This is a genomic window from Nonomuraea sp. NPDC052634 (assembly GCF_040678535.1).
GTDB lineage: Bacteria > Actinomycetota > Actinomycetes > Streptosporangiales > Streptosporangiaceae > Nonomuraea > Nonomuraea fastidiosa.
On record NZ_JBFATY010000001.1, the window covers coordinates 655248 to 671555 of the forward strand.

The 16308-nt window shown below is 71.1% G+C and carries 18 protein-coding genes; 9 read left to right on the top strand and 9 right to left on the bottom strand.

All coding sequences use genetic code 11. From position 1 onward, the window contains the following. Position 1 precedes the first annotated feature (1 nt). A complete protein-coding gene (locus AB0K67_RS03160) occupies positions 2 to 1189 on the top strand; it encodes a 2-hydroxyacyl-CoA dehydratase family protein (protein WP_364051987.1) in 1188 nt (395 codons plus the stop codon). After that, positions 1177 to 2508: a 2-hydroxyacyl-CoA dehydratase family protein gene (locus AB0K67_RS03165; protein ID WP_364051989.1), complete on the top strand. Its 1332-nt coding sequence runs from the start codon at positions 1177 to 1179 to the stop codon at positions 2506 to 2508. Before AB0K67_RS03160 ends, AB0K67_RS03165 begins: the two co-directional genes overlap by 13 nt. Here the strand turns inward: AB0K67_RS03165 and AB0K67_RS03170 are convergent. Then, positions 2409 to 3377, bottom strand: a complete 969-nt coding sequence (locus tag AB0K67_RS03170) for a PaaX family transcriptional regulator C-terminal domain-containing protein (protein ID WP_364051992.1) — start codon at positions 3375 to 3377, stop codon at positions 2409 to 2411. The two genes, AB0K67_RS03165 and AB0K67_RS03170, sit on opposite strands and share 100 nt — an antisense overlap. A gap of 105 nt (positions 3378 to 3482) precedes the next feature. Between AB0K67_RS03170 and AB0K67_RS03175 the strand changes: the two genes are divergently transcribed. The 4 genes from AB0K67_RS03175 to AB0K67_RS03190 all read left to right on the top strand — a co-directional run bounded on the left by AB0K67_RS03175 (position 3483) and on the right by AB0K67_RS03190 (position 7496). Continuing rightward, on the top strand, positions 3483 to 4409 hold the full coding sequence (locus tag AB0K67_RS03175) for an SDR family oxidoreductase (protein WP_364051995.1): 927 nt from the start codon (positions 3483 to 3485) through the stop codon (positions 4407 to 4409). Positions 4410 to 4419: 10 nt separating this feature from the next. Then, complete coding sequence (locus AB0K67_RS03180; protein ID WP_364057414.1) at positions 4420 to 5295, top strand: amidohydrolase family protein; 876 nt, start codon at positions 4420 to 4422, stop codon at positions 5293 to 5295. Next, on the top strand, positions 5295 to 5753 hold the full coding sequence (locus AB0K67_RS03185) for a MaoC family dehydratase (protein WP_364051998.1): 459 nt from the start codon (positions 5295 to 5297) through the stop codon (positions 5751 to 5753). The genes AB0K67_RS03180 and AB0K67_RS03185 overlap by 1 nt, the downstream gene beginning before the upstream one ends. Positions 5754 to 5963: 210 nt before the next feature. Then, on the top strand, positions 5964 to 7496 hold the full coding sequence (locus tag AB0K67_RS03190) for a long-chain fatty acid--CoA ligase (protein WP_364052001.1): 1533 nt from the start codon (positions 5964 to 5966) through the stop codon (positions 7494 to 7496). A gap of 51 nt (positions 7497 to 7547) precedes the next feature. On the opposite strand, the gene AB0K67_RS03195 is transcribed toward AB0K67_RS03190, so the two are convergent. Further along, positions 7548 to 8543 (bottom strand): hypothetical protein, encoded by a 996-nt coding sequence (locus AB0K67_RS03195; RefSeq protein WP_364052003.1) that lies wholly within the window; start codon positions 8541 to 8543, stop codon positions 7548 to 7550. A 488-nt stretch (positions 8544 to 9031) separates the two neighbouring features. Here AB0K67_RS03195 and AB0K67_RS03200 point away from each other — a divergent pair, with 488 nt between their 5' ends. Beyond that, positions 9032 to 9643: a hypothetical protein gene (locus AB0K67_RS03200; protein ID WP_364052005.1), complete on the top strand. Its 612-nt coding sequence runs from the start codon at positions 9032 to 9034 to the stop codon at positions 9641 to 9643. 8 nt (positions 9644 to 9651) lie between these two features. Here AB0K67_RS03200 and AB0K67_RS03205 read toward each other — a convergent pair whose 3' ends face one another. The 3 genes from AB0K67_RS03205 to AB0K67_RS03215 form a co-directional block, all read right to left on the bottom strand. Next, entirely contained in the window at positions 9652 to 10482 is an 831-nt protein-coding gene (locus AB0K67_RS03205) for a ChbG/HpnK family deacetylase (RefSeq protein ID WP_364052007.1), read from the bottom strand. Next, positions 10479 to 11846, bottom strand: coding sequence for an MFS transporter (locus AB0K67_RS03210; RefSeq protein ID WP_364052010.1), 1368 nt, complete (start codon positions 11844 to 11846; stop codon positions 10479 to 10481). The genes AB0K67_RS03205 and AB0K67_RS03210 overlap by 4 nt, the downstream gene beginning before the upstream one ends. Before the next feature lie 249 nt (positions 11847 to 12095). After that, positions 12096 to 12491, bottom strand: coding sequence for a hypothetical protein (locus AB0K67_RS03215; RefSeq protein WP_364052013.1), 396 nt, complete (start codon positions 12489 to 12491; stop codon positions 12096 to 12098). Between the two features lie 377 nt (positions 12492 to 12868). On the opposite strand from AB0K67_RS03215, the gene AB0K67_RS03220 reads away from it, so the two are divergent. Beyond that, a complete protein-coding gene (locus AB0K67_RS03220; RefSeq protein WP_364052016.1) occupies positions 12869 to 13264 on the top strand; it encodes an STAS domain-containing protein in 396 nt (131 codons plus the stop codon). Between the two features lie 74 nt (positions 13265 to 13338). Here AB0K67_RS03220 and AB0K67_RS03225 read toward each other — a convergent pair whose 3' ends face one another. Next, positions 13339 to 13692, bottom strand: a complete 354-nt coding sequence (locus AB0K67_RS03225) for a helix-turn-helix domain-containing protein (RefSeq protein WP_364052019.1) — start codon at positions 13690 to 13692, stop codon at positions 13339 to 13341. 231 nt (positions 13693 to 13923) lie between these two features. Here AB0K67_RS03225 and AB0K67_RS03230 point away from each other — a divergent pair, with 231 nt between their 5' ends. Beyond that, complete coding sequence (locus tag AB0K67_RS03230; RefSeq protein ID WP_364052022.1) at positions 13924 to 14319, top strand: STAS domain-containing protein; 396 nt, start codon at positions 13924 to 13926, stop codon at positions 14317 to 14319. Here the strand turns inward: AB0K67_RS03230 and AB0K67_RS03235 are convergent. The 3 genes from AB0K67_RS03235 to AB0K67_RS03245 all read right to left on the bottom strand — a co-directional run bounded on the left by AB0K67_RS03235 (position 14282) and on the right by AB0K67_RS03245 (position 15888). Beyond that, entirely contained in the window at positions 14282 to 14557 is a 276-nt protein-coding gene (locus AB0K67_RS03235; RefSeq protein ID WP_364052025.1) for a hypothetical protein, read from the bottom strand. The genes AB0K67_RS03230 and AB0K67_RS03235 overlap by 38 nt on opposite strands. A 40-nt stretch (positions 14558 to 14597) precedes the next feature. Further along, positions 14598 to 15290: a hypothetical protein gene (locus tag AB0K67_RS03240; protein WP_364052028.1), complete on the bottom strand. Its 693-nt coding sequence runs from the start codon at positions 15288 to 15290 to the stop codon at positions 14598 to 14600. Between the two features lie 277 nt (positions 15291 to 15567). Next, the gene (locus tag AB0K67_RS03245; protein ID WP_364052031.1) at positions 15568 to 15888 is read right to left on the bottom strand and encodes a hypothetical protein; all 321 of its coding nucleotides are present in this window, start codon (positions 15886 to 15888) and stop codon (positions 15568 to 15570) included. Positions 15889 to 16308: the final 420 nt, after the last annotated feature.

Genomic DNA, 16308 nt, shown 5'->3' on the forward strand with positions numbered 1-16308 from the left:
CGTGGTCACCGCACTGGCCGCCTTGGAGGAGGCCTACGCGCGGCGCGGCGCCCCGCCGCCCGGAAGAGACGGCCCGCCCGCACAGAACGGCTCGATCGCACAGAACGGCGCGGCCGCGCAGAACGACTCGGCCGCGGACAACGACTTGGCCGCGCAGAACGACTCGGTCGTACAGGACGGCCCGGTGGTCGGATACGTCGGCGCGGACGTGCCGGTCGAGCTGCTGACCGCCGCCGGGATGCGCGCGGTGCGCCTGACGGGCGACCCGGAGTCCGGCTCCGCGCTCGGCGACCGCTACCTGGGACGCGGGGTGGACCCGGCGGCCCGCTCGGTACTCACCCGGCTGCTCGAAGGGGCGTTCGGCGACCTGGACAAGGTGGTGGTCTCGCACGACTGCGAGGCGTCGCTGCGGCTGTTCTACGCGCTGCGCGAGCTTCGCCGCGTCGAGCCGGAACGGGGGCTGCCCGAGGCGTACCTGGTGGACCTGCTCCACCTGCCGCACCGCACGACCGCCCGCTACAACCGGCGCAGGATCGGCGAGTTCGCCGCCCGGCTCGAGGCGTGGAGCGGCCGGCCGCTCGATCTCGCGGCAGCGGTGGCGGCGCACGACGAGCGGCGCCGGCTGCTGGCCACCGTCGCCGAGCTGCGCAGGGCCGTGCCGGCCCGGCTCACCGGGCGGCAGTTCCTCGCGGCGGCGAACGCGGCCCTGCCGGTGCACGAGCACGTCGCGCTGCTGCGCCGGCTGCTGGACGAGGCCGACCGGCTCGGCGAGCATCGCGGGCGGCGGGTCTTCCTCAGCGGCAGCGACCACGACACCCCGCACGTGTACGAGGCCATCGAGGCCGAGGGCGACGTCATCGTGGGCGAGGACCACTCGTTCGGCGACCTCGCCGTGACCGGTCCCGTCGGCACGGCGAGCCTCGACGCGCTGGCCGAGCACTATCACCGCCATGGCCTGACCGCGCACCGGGCCACGCCTGGGGCGCGGGCCGCGTACGCGGCGGTGGCCGTGCGCCGCTGCCGTGCCGAGCTGTTCGTCGCCTACTGCCGCGAGTCGGACGAGGCCCCCGCCTGGGACTTCCCCGCCCAGCGCGCCGCCATGAGCATCCCCGCCGTGCTGCTCGAACGCCAGGAGTACGGGCGCGCCGACCTGACCGCCCTGCGGAAGGAGCATCCATGCCCCCAGTGAGCTCGCGCAGCGTGAAGTCGCTCGCCACGGCGGCGGAGGCGGGCAGGCACCAGCGCGAATGGTTCGCCGAGCTGCGCCGCAGGGTCGCGGCGGGCGAGCCGTTCGCCCTGCTCAACGCGGACGTCCCGCACGAGATCTTCCGCACGATGGACATCCCGTACGTGGTGGGCCAGTGGTGGGCGTCCCTGGTGACCGCCAAGCAGCGCTCAGGGCACTACCTCGACCTGGTGCGGCGGCGCGGCTACCCCGACTACTCCGAGCAGTACAACGCGGTCACGCTCGGCTCCGCGTTCGACCCCGAGCCGGATGAGGGCCCGTGGGGGGGCCTGCCGAAGCCGGACATCATCGTCGGCGAGGCCACCGGCGACGTCACCCGCAAGATCTTCGACATCTGGGGGCACGAGCCCGGGGTGACGTTCTTCCCCTTGGAGAGCGCGGCGGAGAACGAGGTCCCGGTCAACTGGTGGGAGCTGATGCCGCACCGATGGGAGGAGGCGGTCGGCACGGCCCGGCTCGACCTGCTCACCGCCGAGCTGGAGAACCTCGTCAGGTTCCTGGAGACCACCACCGGCAGGCGGTTCGAGGAGTCCCGCTTCCGCGAGGTGATGGCCCTGGTCAACGAGCAGGAGGAGTGGAACAGGAAGGCCCGCGACCTCATCGCCCGCGCCCGTCCCGCGCCGTTGAGCGTGGTGGACAGCATCCCCAGCGTCATGCTGCCGCAGTGGCATCGCGGCACCACGTGGGCCCGCGACCTCGCGCGGAGCTTCTACGAGGAGGTGCGCGAGCGGGTGGAGGCCGGCGTGGGCGTCTGCCGCGAGGAGCGGGCCCGGCTGATGTGGATCGGCCGGGGACTCTGGTACGACATGGGCTTCTACCAGCGCTTCCAGGAGGAGTACGGCGCGGTCTTCGTCTGGTCGATGTACCTCGCGATCGCCGCCGACGGCTACATCCGCTACGGCGACGACCCGATGCGGGCGCTGGCGGCGCGCTTCGCCGCCTTCGGCGACCAGCTCTACACGCCGCCGTGGTCGAGCGAGTGGTACGTCAAGGAGGCCCGCCTGCACGGCATCGACGGCGTGGTGCACCTGGTCTCCGACGACCCGCGCGGCAGCTACTTCACGGCGAGGGCGCTGGAGTCGGCCGGGTTCCCGGTGCTCGAGGTGCACGCCGACAACGTCGACACCCGCACGTTCGGCGGCGACGTGGCCGATCGCGTCGCTCAGTGGCTGGAGACCGTGGTGCTGCCGCGGGCGGGCTCGTCACGGACCTCGGCCGTCTCGACGATCTCCGACGCCAGCTTCGCCGCCGGCGGCTCGTAGAGGCGGGCGAGGCGGTGGAAGACCTGCTCGGCGCGGATCGCCGGCCAGTCGGGCGGCAGGTGCTCGGCGGGCAGGTGCGGGTCCTGCCGGATGAGCTGCAGCCAGTCGGTGTGCAGCAGGAGCTGGCGGGCGAGGTCGTCGGCGGCCTCCGGCAAGGGCCGCTCGGTGTCCCAGCGCTCCAGGAAGGCGCGGTAGCGGGCGGCGATCTCCTCGATGCCGAACGCCTTGCGGACGATGTCGGCCGACTCGGTGGGCCCGAGCGCCCTGGCCTGCAGCACGGTGACGTGGTCGGTCACCCGCAGGCCGCTCCCCGCGAGGGAGGCTTCGAGCGATGTGAGGATGCCGCCGACGTCCTTGGTGCCGGGTGCGGCCCACAGGCCGCTCTGCAGCAGCCCGAAGCCGGCCCAGATGAGCTGGGAGCGCAGGTCGTGGCGGGTGGGGCGGAGGCTGTCGGGCAGGGAGAAGCCGACGAGCGTCCAGGTGCCGTCCCACTCGCGGTTGACCGCGCCGGTCTCCCAGACGCGGCGGCGGCCGTCCTCCAGCACCTGCTCCGCGCGTTCCGTCAGCCCGAAGTACGTCTTGCGCCCGCGCCGGTGGCGCTCCAGCAGGTTGCGCTTGGCCATCCGGGCGAGCGTGGACCTGACGGCCTCCTCGGAGACGCCGAGGCGGGCGAACACCTCGATGAAGCTCCCGGAGTACACGGCCGTGCCACGGCCCAGGACGTAGATCCCCAGGAAGCTGAGCAGCAGGGACTGCGGCCGCGCGGCCGAGGCCGCCTGCCGGCTGTCGTTGGCCGTGGTGCTCGCCGTGTCGTTCACGGTGTCGTTCGCCGTGCCGTTCCCGGTGTTGTTCGCCTGCGTACGCGTCACAGCACGAGCGTAGGCAGACCCCTAACGTTGGGCAAATCTTTGACGCCCGTCAGAACAGTGACATATATTCGCTCTCGTCCGCCTTACCACCTCAGGGGGAATCCCATGGATCTTTCCGGCAAGGTCGCCGTTGTCACAGGTGCGGGCCGCGGGCTCGGCCGCGCGTACGCCGAGGCGCTCGCCGCGGCCGGAGCGGCGGTGATCGTCAACGACGTGGACGCGGAGGCGGCGGCCAAGGTCGCCGCGGGCATCACGGATCGGGGCGGCAGGGCGCGCGACGTCGCCGCCCCCGTGGGGTCGTCCGAGGCGGCCGAGCGCCTGGTCGAGGCCGCGACCAGCGAGTTCGGGCGGCTGGATGTGATGGTGACCAACGCCGGCATCCTGCGCGACAGGGTGCTGTGGAAGATGTCGGACGACGACTTCGACGCGGTGATCGACGTGCACCTGCGCGGCACGTTCACCTGCGCGCGGGCCGCCGCGGTCAAGATGCGGGAGCAGGGCGACGGCGGCCGGCTGATCCTCATCTCCTCCCCCGCCGGCCAGCGCGGCAACTTCGGCCAGACCAACTACGCCGCCGCCAAGGCCGGCATCGTCGCCATGGCCAGGACCTGGGCGATGGAGCTGGCCAGGGCGAACATCACGGTCAACGCGGTCGTGCCGGTCGCGGCCACCGAGATGACCAAGACGATTCCGGCGTTCGCGCCCGTCATCGAGGAGGCCGAGCGGACCGGCAAGCCGTTCCCCGACTGGCTGCGCAAGGACGAGGGCATGGGCACCGTCGAGGACGTGGCCGGGCTGATCGTGTTCCTCGCCTCCGACGCCTCCGCCGGGATCACCGGCCAGGCGATCGGCATCGGCGGCGACCGCCTCGCGCTCTGGTCGCACCCCGCCGAGAAGGCCGTCGCCTTCCGTGACGGCGGCTGGACGGCCGACGCCATCGCCGAGTCCTGGCGGTCGGGGGTCGGGGCCGAGCCGGAGACGTACGGCATCCCCGCGCCCAAGGCGCCCGCCGAGACCGGCCAGGGGGCCTGAGATGGCGGGCATCGACGTCGGGAACCTCGTCGCGATCGACGTGCACACCCACGCCGAGATCTCCAAGGACGGCCACCGCTCGCTGAGCCCCGAGCTGTTCGGCGCCTCTGAGGAGTACTTCAAGGCCCACGGCCACCGGCAGCCCACCATCGCGGAGACCGCCGCGTACTACCGCGAGCGCAAGATGGCCGCCGTGGTGTTCACCGTGGACGCCGAGCACGCCACCGGGCACCCGCGCATCTCCAACGAGGAGGTCGCCGAGAGCTGCGCCGAGCACGCCGACGTGCTGATCCCGTTCGCCAGCGTGGACCCGTGGAAGGGCAAGGCCGGGGTGCGCGAGGCGCGGCGGCTGGTCGAGGAGCACGGCGTGCGCGGCTTCAAGTTCCACCCCAGCATCCAGGGCTTCGCGCCCAACGACCCCATGGCGTACCCGCTGTACGAGGCCATCGAGGAGCTGGGCGTGCCCGCCGTGTTCCACACCGGGCAGACCGGCATCGGCGCGGGCGTCCCCGGCGGTGGCGGCATCAGGCTCAAGTACGGCGACCCGATGCTGGTGGACGACGTCGCCGTGGACTTCCCCGAGCTGCGCATCATCCTCGCCCACCCGTCCTTCCCCTGGCAGGACGAGGCGCTGGCGGTGGCCGTGCACAAGCCGTACGTCTACATCGACCTGTCCGGCTGGTCGCCGAAGTACTTCCCGCCGCAGCTCGTCAGATACGCCAACTCGCTGCTGAAGGACAAGGTGCTCTTCGGCTCCGACTACCCCGTGATCACCCCGGACCGCTGGCTCAGCGACTTCGACAAGCTCGAGATCAAGCCAGAGGTCCGCCCCAAGATCCTCAAAGACAACGCCGCCCGCCTGCTCGGCCTGAAGGAGAACGCCTGATGACCATCACCGCGCACGGACTGTCGGAGATCAAGGCCCTGGCCGGCAAGGACCTCGGCCACACCGGCTGGCTGGAGATCACCCAGGACCGCGTCAACACCTTCGCCGACGCCACGAACGACCACCAGTGGATCCACGTCGATCCCGTCAGGGCCGCCGAGGGGCCGTTCGGCGGCACGATCGCGCACGGCTATCTGACGCTGGCGCTGCTCATCCCCCTCTTCGGGGAGCTGCTGGAGATCCAGGGCGTCAAGATGAGCATCAACTACGGCCTGGACAGGGTCCGCTTCCCAGCCCCGGTGAAGGTGGGCGCGCGGGTACGGCTCGGCGGGGTCGTCGCCTCCGTCGAGGACGTCCCCGGCGACGGCGTGCAGATGCACCTCGACTTCACCGTGGAGATCGAGGGGTCGGACCGGCCGGCCTGCGTCGCCCGCGCCATCTACCGCCACTACGCCTGAGCCGCGCCCGATCCTGGCCGATCCCCACGGATCACCGCCGCCCGCCCCTGGCCGATCCCTGCCCGAACCTGCCGATCACCGCCGTCCCCGACCCCTGACCGATCCCTGCCCGAATTTGCCGATCACCGCCGTCCCATACCCCCTGACCGATTTCTGGCCTGTTCCACCTGATCCTGGCCGATCCCCCCGCCGACAGGAGGCCGAACACCGATGCGCAACGCCGGACTGGGATGCTGGCCCGCCCGCAGGGCCAGGATGACGCCGGAGCGGACCGCGTTCATCTTCGCCGACCGGCCCGTCACCTACGCCGAGGTCCACGACCGGACCACGCGGCTGGCCGCGCAGCTGCGCGCGTCAGGGGTGCGGGCCGGCGACCGGGTCGCCTACCTCGGCCGCAACCACCTCGCGTTCGTCGAGACGATGTTCGCCGCCCACGTGCTGGGCGCGATCTTCGTACCGCTGAACTTCCGGCTGGCGGCGCCCGAGGTCGCGTACATGCTCGGCCATTCCGGCGCCGACGTGCTGGTCTACGCGCCCGAGTGCGCCGAGGTCGTGCGCGCGCTGCCCGGCGACGCGGCACGCCCGCGCGAGATCGTCGCGCTCGCCGACCCCGCGCCCGGCGAGCGGCACTACGACAGCTGGCTCGCGCAGGGCGACCCCACCCCGATCGACACGCCCGTACGCCTCGAGGACCCGGCGCTCATCCTCTACACCTCCGGCACGACCGGACGGCCCAAGGGCGCCACGCTCACCCACGGCAACCTGGTGTGGAACTGCTTCAACCTGCTGCTCGGCGTCGACGTCACCAGCGACGAGATGACGCTGATCAGCGCGCCGCTGTTCCACGTCGCCGCGCTGAACCAGACCCTGCTGCCGACGTTCCTCAAGGGCGGCTGCTCGGTGGTCATGCCGTCGTGGGAGGTGGACGCCTGCTACGACCTCATCGAAAAGCACGGCATCACCTGGATGTTCGGGGTCACCACGATGTTCGCCGCGTTCGCCCGCTCGCCGAGGTGGGCCGGGGCGGACCTGTCGTCGCTGCGCCACCTCATGGCCGGGGGCGCGGCGGTACCGGCCGCTTTGATCCGCACGTACCAGGAGCGCGGCCTGGTCTTCTGCCAGGGGTACGGGCTCACCGAGACCGCTCCCGGCGCCACCTTCCTGGAGGCCAGCCAGAGCACGCGCAAGGTGGGCTCGGCGGGGGTGCCGGTGTTCTTCGCCGACGTACGGGTGGTGCGCGCCGACGGCACCGACGCCCCGCCGGGCGAGCCGGGTGAAGTGCTCGTCCAGGGCCCGAACGTGACGCCCGGCTACTGGCGCGACCCCGAGGCGACGGCCGCCGCGTTCACCGGCGACGGCTGGTTCCACTCCGGCGACGTCGCGGTCCTGGACGAGGACGGTCACCTGTACGTCGTGGACCGGGTCAAGGACATGTTCATCTCGGGCGGGGAGAACGTCTACCCGGCCGAGGTCGAGGCGGCGATCTTCGAGCATCCCGCCGTCGCCGAGGTGGCCGTGCTCGGCGTGCCGGACGCCAAGTGGGGCGAGGTGGGCCGGGCGTTCCTGGTCCTGCGTCCCGGCGCTCGGGTCACGGCCGAGGAGCTGCGGGACTTCCTCCGGCCGCGGCTGGCGGCGTACAAGATCCCGGTGTACGTCGATGTCGTGGACGAGCTGCCGAAGACGGGCTCCGGAAAGATCCACAAGCCCCGGCTGCGCGATCTCCCGCTCCCGGTCTCCCGGTGAGGACGCCTCGCGAGGTCAGCGTCGCCCCTGCCGGCCTCCCGGTGAGACGCTTCACGAGATCAGCCCGAACCCCTTGATCGCGCGTGCGAAGTGCCCGCTCAGCTCGGCGTCGATGCGCTCGGACGCGCCGGCGGTGAGCAGCCCGTCCTCGGGTGCGGGGGTGTCCGCACGATCCCCGGCGTCCGTACGATCCCCGGCGTCCGTACGGTCGCGGGCGGCCGCCCGGATCTCGGCCGCGCTCTGCCCGCGTAGCGCGGCGGCCTGCACCGGAGCGAGGAAGCGGCCGTCGCGCAGCAGCCCGTCGAGTTCGGCCGGCTCGGCGTCCGTGGCGACGCGGAGTACCCGCTGAAGCTCCTCGGCCGCCGCGTCCCCGCGCGCCGCCTGGACGAGCCGGGTCAGCGCCCACTCCAGGGCGAGGACCGGCAGGCCGAGCACCGCGCCCAGCCCGCGGCCCATCGTGCCCATGCCGGCGTAGGCGCCGGACGGAGTGCCCGCCGAGCCGAGCGTGGCGCCGATCCGCGTGTGGACGTCGGAGCGTCCCGGCGCCTCCTTGCCGCGCAGCAGCGACTCGCGCCAGACGGCGAGACCGGCGAGCGCGCCGCCGACGATCCGCCCGTCGTCGGGCTCCGCCGCGTACGCCCTGGCGAGCAGCACCACCCGCTGCCGCGGCGACAGCACGAGCCACGGCGGCAGCCCGATCAGCAGCACGCGACGGCGTCCCGCCCGCAGCACCTCGGTGGCCACGGCGAGATCGCACACGGCCAGCGTCTCGGGCGGCTCGACCCCCATCGCGCGGGCCACCCGCTCGGCGGCGGCGTACAGCTCGGGCGCGGCGGAGCGGCCGAGCGCCTCGGCGTCGGCGGGCAACCGGCGCGCCCTGGGCAGCAGCAGCACGCCGATCCCGATGAGCAGCAGCCCGATCAGCCAGAAGACAGCGAGGCGGGCGTTCGCCCAGATGATCCAGCACCCCACGGCCATGAACGCCAGGGTGAGCGCGTGGACGAAGAGCGATAACAGCAGGGCCGCCGCCCTGGACACGCTGCGCATGATCCCACCTTCCGGCCGACGCCCCTGCGGCGATTGAATCAAGCGGCGATCAGGCGCGCCACCGGCGCGTACCCGCACAGAGCATCCGATAGGTTCGTCCCGATTTGTCGCTGATTTCGGGTTGGGGATTGGATGTCGGTACGCCGGACGGTGCTGGGCCCGGCTCTCGTCACGGGCCTCGCGGGTTGCGGAACGCTGCCGCCGCTCATCCCCGGGCCGGCCCAACCGACCCCCACGACGCCGGCCACGACGCGGGCCATGACGCCGGCCACGACGCGGGCCATCGGGTTCCCATCCGCCTCCCCCTCGCCGACGCCCCCGGCCACCCCCGCTCCCTCCCCCACCGGGCGGCCCTTCACCGCCGCCCAGGCCGAGCAGGCATTCCGGCAGTGGGTGGCCGCGTACAACAAGGCGCTCAAGAAGCCGAAGTGGTGGCGGAAGAACGACACGCTCGACGCGCTGTTCACCGAAGGGCCCTGCACGAAGGCGTGCTCGAACGTACCCGCGAGGCGATGGGCACGTCGCCGGGGCACCGGCCGATCGCCATCCAAGGCACTCCGGTCATCTACGTGGTGCGGCCGGAGAACCAGCCGGGTTTCGCGGACTGGTTCATGGCGCAGGCGACGTACCAGGACACCAAGGGCCAGGTGCGCCCGCACCTGCTGAGCTTCCTGCGCCGGAGGGACGAGTCGTCGTTCAAGCTCGCCGTCGCGACGCCGGTGCACTGGGGCCGGCGGGTGCCGAAGGCGGAGCTGGACGCCGACGGCTACGTCAGCATGCCCAGCGACGCGATCGCCCTCGCGGTGACGGCGGAATACCAGAACTTCTGGAACCACGGGAAGAAGGAGGGCGAGTCCGGCTACCGGCTGGCGAAGAACAGCTTCGGCCGCAAGGCGTTCCCCGAGGTCTCCCAGGGCGCGTACGTGGCCTTCCGTGGCCGCAGCTCGATCTACGGCTTCACGACGGCGGACGGCGGCTCGTTCTTCCTGTTCGCCATGCTGAACGACAAAAAGCACGTCAACCCGGTGCTGAACGAGGCGGTACTGGTCCCCAAGGGCAGCAAGACGATCCAGGAGATCGGCGCGAACTGGTTCTCCTGACCCCGCGCCTAGCTCCACCAGCCGGGGACGACCTCGACGTCCTCGCGTTCCAGCGCCGCGTGCCAGACGGGGTCGCGCAGCAGCCGCGCCTCCCACGTGCGCACGATGCCGTCGGGTCCGGTGACGGCGTCCTCGCGCGAGGGGTGCAGGAACAGCTCGCTGGTGCCTTCCGGCAGGTCGGCGAGCCGGCGCAGGTAGTCGTCGCGGAGCCGTTCGTAGGTGCCGAGGTCGGCGGCCGTACGGCGGTTGGTGGCGATCGTCTGCGGCAGGGCGACGCCGAGCGAGTCGGCGAGCGCGACGGCGCCCTCGTGGGCCGCGGCGAGCGGCGGCGGCAGCGGCCCGCCCATGTACGGCTCGGGGTCGCGGGGCAACCGGAACGCCAGGCCGTGGCGGGCGCACCACTGGAGCGTCTCGGCGAGGAACGACCTGCCGTGCAGGCCGTACACGGTGCCGGCGTGGGAATCGGCGGCGACGGGCGCGAGGTCGTGCTCGCGCATCCAGGCGAGCTGGGCGTCGGCCTCGCCGATGACGTCGCCGGCCTTGCCGCGCGCGGCGAAGGCGAAGGGGTCGTCGGTGAGCGTGCCGTCGGGGCCGGCGATGCTCGCCGCGCCGTTGAGCGGCCGCCAGCGCGGCACCCCGCGCTCGCTGGTGAGCGTGATGTGCAGGCGCGGCAGCACGCCCAGCTCCCGCACCCGCCGGGCGGCGCGTTCCGCCTCGGGCGAGACGCAGATGAGCGTGGTGGCGCTGACGTGGCCCTCGGCGAGCAGGGAGGCGATGACCTCGGTCGTGCCGGGCTCGCGCCCGAGGTCGTCGGCGGTGATGACGACGCGGCGGCTCATTTCGGCTGCTCCACGGCGGACTGCTGTTCTGCGGACTGCTGTTCTGCGGGCGTCTCGATCGGGACGGAGATGAAGCGGGCGGCGACCGCGCCGATCGCGGTCAGCACGAACGGATAGACGCACAGGTAGACGCGGAACGCCAGCCCGGGATCGCCGCCGGGGTCGTCGCCCGAGTTGTAGCCGAAGAACACGCCCAGCGAGGTGAGCGCGAGCCCGGTCACCACGCCATTGAGCCGGCCGAAGAAGCCGAACGCCGACAGGAACAGTCCCTCGCGGTGCTCGCCGTTGCGTGCCGCGTCGGCGTCGAGGACGCGGGCGACGATGAGGTCGTTCGTGGCGAGCATGCCCGACCAGCCGGCGCCGACCAGCACGCCCGCGGCGATCGCGGTGACGAGGCCGGTGGCGAAGAACAGGGCGGCGAAGCTGACCGCGAGCACCGCGAACGCCAGCCGCCATGTCCACAGCGCGCCACGGCGGGCGACGACCCGCGTCCAGGCGACCAGGCCGCCGGCCGAGACCAGGATGACGATGCCCTGGAGGTAGAGGGCGTGGCCGACGGGGAGGCCGAGCGAGTAGCGCACGTACAGCTGGATGCCGGAGAGCACGAGCGCCATGGCGACGCCGTAGCAGGCGCCGGTGAGGCCGACCGTCCAGAACAGCCGGTTGCGCAGGATCGACCAGATGCTGCGCAGCAGCAGCGGGCGCTCGCGGGTGGCGTAGCGGGGGTTCTCGCGGGCGCTCAGCGCCATGAACACGATCACGGCGGCCGCGATGACGCCGTAGATGATCGCGGTCGTCCGGAAGCCCTGGGTGGAGGTCTCGGTGCCGAACACCTGCGTGGTGAGCACCGGGGTGACCGCGAGCGAGATCACCAGCGCCACGAGCTGGAAGCCCTGGCGCAGGCTGTTGGCGACGGCGCGATCGCGCTCGCGCGGGTAGAGCTCGGGCAGCAGCGCGCCGTAGTTCGCGTTCAGCATCGAGTCGAAAGCCTCGCACAGGATGGCGAACACCGCGAACCACAGCAGCAGGCCCATGCCCTCCAGTGACTCCGGCGCGGAGAAGAACGCGATCATGCAGGCGGCCAGCATGGGCGCGCCGACCAGCAGCCACGGTCGGCGGCGGCCGAAACGGGTGCGGGTGCGGTCGGACAGGTGGCCGAGCACCGGGTTGTCGATGGCGTCGATGACCGCGTAGATCACCATGACCACGCCGTAGGCGCGTACGTCGAGCCCGAGGATGTCGACGTAGAAGAGGATCATCGACCCCTTGATCATGTTGATCGGGATGGAGGTGCCGAACATTCCGACGGCGTAGCGCCAGGCGGGAGTCCGTCCCGGGGAGGGGGCCGGGCCGGGGAGTGACACGCGATCACCTTCCTTGCCGTTCGCGACTGCCGCGCCGTTGCGCTGCACGGCGACACGTTCGCAGGCCGAGGCGAACGGCGGGTGATGCGCGGGCGGGCCGGACGTCGACAGACAGTGTCGCGCTCGGGGGTCGCGAGCGGGTCACGGCTTTCGGGCGCGCGCGGCTCGGATGCGGGGGCGAAACAGCGAGCGCCGCCGTGCGCTCCCTGCGGAGCTCATCGGCGGCGCGGCGCTTGCAGGGCCGGAACGTCAGATCGCCAGCAGGTCGAAACCGCCGTCGGCGAGCCGGCCGGTGTTGGTGTCGTAGACGTTGACGGTGATGGTGTTGTGCTGCCAGCACGTCGCGGACGGGTTACGGTAGGCGATGTTCGGCAGCCTCCGCGGTTCGCGCGGGGTGAGCTGGATGAGCGTGTGGGGCGCGGACACCTTGTGGCTCAGCTGGATGCAGTACTTGCCAGTGCCTGCCCGCCACGACCGCAAGACGTTCGTCCCGTTGTTCAGGGTGCCGTCGGAGTTGATGATGGCCGCGGCCGTGTCGTAGAAGTCGGCCGGGCTCGTGGACTCGGCGTGCGCGGGAGAAGCCGCAGCCGCGATGAGACCGGCGACCGTCAGAGCGAAAGCGCCTGACACAGTACGACGGAGCATGTGTTTTCCTTTCGTTCGCGTCCCGATAGGAAGCAAGAAAGAAAGTAAGACCGCGTCTGCCGCGATGCCGCGCGCCACCCCGACAAAGATGATCAAGAAACCTTGGTCGTTCTCAAGAGAACCCATGACCATCCCGCCAGGGACATCGGTTCCCCACGGCCTGGACAGGGGATTCCATGAGGAATCCCGGCGCAGGTAAAACGAACGTTTCCGGGCCCTCCCTTTTTGTACCTCCGGACCATTCGTGCGCCCCTTCCGCGGCCATTCCGGCCGTCCCTCGAATTTCGTCTCGGGTGCGCCTTCGCATACCTCTGTACGGCCGTCCTCCGCGCCGTTACCGTAGGGCTGCGAACTTCTCGTGGTGGGGGGAGGTGCCCGTGCCGGACCTGACGTTCGCCACGCAGCGGCTACCCGGGGTGAGCGTGATCTCCGTGGCGGGCGAGATCGACGCCGTCACGGCCGTACTGCTCGACCGGCAACTGCGCGCGACCCGCCGCGCGCCCCATGAGCACCTGGTGATCGACCTCAGCGACGCCCACTTCCTGGGCAGCGCCGGGCTGCGGGTGCTGCTCAACACGCACGCCTTCGCCCGTCAGCACGGCGGCACCCTGCGTCTGGCCGCGCCGCATCCCCGGCTCGCGGCCATGATGCGCTTCACCCGCGCCCATACCGTGCTGCACGTGCACGACACCGTGGAGGAGGCGGTCTTGGCGGCCCTGCGGCTGCCCGCACCGGCGGCCGCGCAACCGGCCATCGAGGCGGCGCCGTCGTAGCGCGTCGCCCGCGGAAGCCCGTCAGTTGAGGCCCGGCCAGCGCCTGAAGCCCGGCCAGCGCCGCCCGGCCTGGCTCATTCGTCGGCCTTCGTCTCCTCCTTGACCGGGGCGGTCTCCTCCGGGTCCGGCATGTCGTGCTGGGTGAACATGTCGATGAGGAGGCGGACGGGCAGGTCGGCCTCCGTCGGGTACCGGAACCGGGCGTCGGGGTTGAGGCTGTACTCGTTGCGCCGGCCGACGCGGTCGATGGTGACGTAACCGGCTTGCTGCAGGTCGGAGACGATGCCCTGGACGGCACGCTCGGTGATGCCGATGCCGGCGGCGATGTCACGGACGCGCGCCCGCGGGTTGCGGGCGATCTCCACCAACACGCGGGCGTGGTTGGTCAGGAAGGTCCAGGAGCTGGATCGGTTCACGGACGTGCTCACGAAATCTCTAGTTGTACCAGATCAGGCGGTTCGCGGCGCGCTCCCCCTCGGACGGGCCGGACACTCGGCCCTCGAACGCAGGACCGCTCGTACGGACGCGTAGACGCTCGGAGATTCGGACGAGGGCCCCAGGACGAAGATCACACGAAGAGCACTTCCGGTATTGCAATTCGGGCATTAGGCTGCAGAGCCTGAGACGAACGTCGGACCGACCTCGCCCGGGAGGACGCCATGCACGTTCACATCGCATACCGGCCCAGCGGCAGCCTGGCGCGCGCCGCATCGCCCCTCACCCTCGAACACCGCCGGCACACCGCGGGCCTGGTGATCACGGTGCTGGGCGAGGTGGACATGACCAATGCCGCCGTACTTGAGCAATACGTCCGCGAGCACGCGTCGCCCGGGGAGCGGGTGGTGCTCGACATGACCATGCTGACGTTCATCGACAGCAGCGGCCCGCGGGTCCTGGAGAACCTGCACGTCGCCCTGCGGCACGCGGGCGGCTCGCTGCACCTGAAGGGCGTCCACGGCGTACTGGCCCGGCTGATGGAGATCACCGGCCTGCTGCCGATACTGAACATGGAGAGCTTCACTGGCTCACCGCCGCCGGGCCCCACACGGCCATGACGGCCGCGTCCACGTCACCGTGAACGCGCAGCGGCACGTACAGGCCGGTGCTGTCCATGAACCTCAGCCCCATGAACCTCAGCCCGCCGAGGTCGAGGATCAGCGGGCGGAGCCAGAGGCGGTCCCGCTCACCTGCGTGTCCGAGGGGGTCCAGGCCCGACGGCAGGCACGGAAGCCGGTCGCGCTCGATGGCGGATTGCGGCCGGTCGGCGTTGGCGGCGTCCAGCCCACCGGCCACGGTGAGCCGGACGCCGCCCCGCAGCGGGGGCTTCCGAGCCTCAGCCGGCCGACACCGAGAAACTCCTGGTGTGGAAGTCCAGACCGCCACTGGACGAGGTGATCTCGTATCCGAACTGCACGTCGCCCAGCGTCACGTCGCCGAACCAGTTCCTGTCGCGCAGCCAGGTCAGCACGGCCTTGATGTCCACGGTTCCCGCGTAGGCGTTGCCCTGGCGGACGAAGGAGAACACCTGGTTGGACCCGTTGGAGCCGCGGTAGACGTCCCAGGAGTGGCCGCCGACCGAGGCGCTGGTCTGGTACGACCCGAGCGGCCCGACCGGGCCGTACTTGTTCATCCAGAGCATGATCTCGTAGGTGTGGCCGTCGCACCAGATGTCGTACGCGGTCGCGTACGCCCCGGCGTTCGGCACCGACACGTCGAACCGGCTGGTCACGCTGCCGAGGGAGCTGATGCGGCGGTTCACGTTCCTGGTGGCGTTGGGGTAGGACTTGACGCCGCCGGTGTTGGGATGGTTCGCCCAGACGCCCCAGTCGCTGTACGAGTTCGCCCAGATGGTCTGCGGGCCCGCGCCGCTGCCCCAGATGTTGTTGTAGAGCGTGTAGCCGCCGTTGGTCCAGGTGCCCCACTGGTCGGACGACGACCAGACGGCGGCCTGGGCCGGCTGGGCGAGCACGGTGACGAGCGCGACGATCACGGAGACGGGGATGAGGAGGCGGAGCTTGCTGAACATGTTCTCCCTTTCCGCTGGGGTCCACCCGCCGGCACCTGTCTGACGGTGTTGTCGAACGCTTGTCGAAGCGCTTCGACAATCGTTCGACGAACAGCAGCTGGGTTCCGGCGGGGAGGTGGAGCCACCGTAGATCCGCGTACGCGAGATGGAAACTGCGACGAGCAAGCCCTCCTAACAGCCGCAGGTCAAGCCCGACCGCCCATGAAACTTTCACACGTTGTGAGGTCTTCGCCCCTCGGAGGCGGTACGCGACCGAACGACTGCCGCCGCTGCTCGATCAACCGACGTGACACATCGTGTAGAGCCCCGCCATGTCCGTATTGATATCCGCGATCACCTGATTGGGGTCGCCACCGGTCATGCCGGTCAGGCGGAAGTTGAGTTCCTGGAACTCAGCGGCCAGCCGCCTGATCGTCGCCGCCACAGGTTCCTCCGCACGGAGACCCGCCCCCATCAGTTCCTGGTACGCCTGTTGAGCCGCGGCCGCCTGACCGCTGCGGCCGGTCCCGGCGTTCCTGCGATATCCGGCCAAGGCCGCCTCCGCCTGGTCGCAGCCGTCGGGCCGGACGGATGCCGGCGTCGGCTCGGCACTTCGCACCTCGTGCGAACGAGGTGACGGCGTAGGTGCAGCAGGCTCGGGCGTCGGGTCATCAGTCGGTGGACCCTCCTGTGTTGGAGGAGATTGAGGGACTTCTTCCGAAGGAGATGGAGTCGGGGTCGGACTCTCGATCACGGTGACGCCCGGGATCGGAGTCGGGGCGGAGGTCCCAGATGTCACCGACGGCCTCAGGTAGGCGACGAGCGCGACCAGAGCCGCAAGCGAACCCGCGATCGCACTCACCGCCGTCCAATTGAAACGCGACCCCACTCCCCCACCACCCGTCCCCGCCGTCCCGCTGTCAGCCATGCGCTCATCGTGGCCGACGCACCGAACCCGGTCCAGGACGTCACCCACAGCCGTTCTTGATCTACCGGAGATGCCGGCCCAGCGGCGACATTCGAATGCCTCAAATCTCGC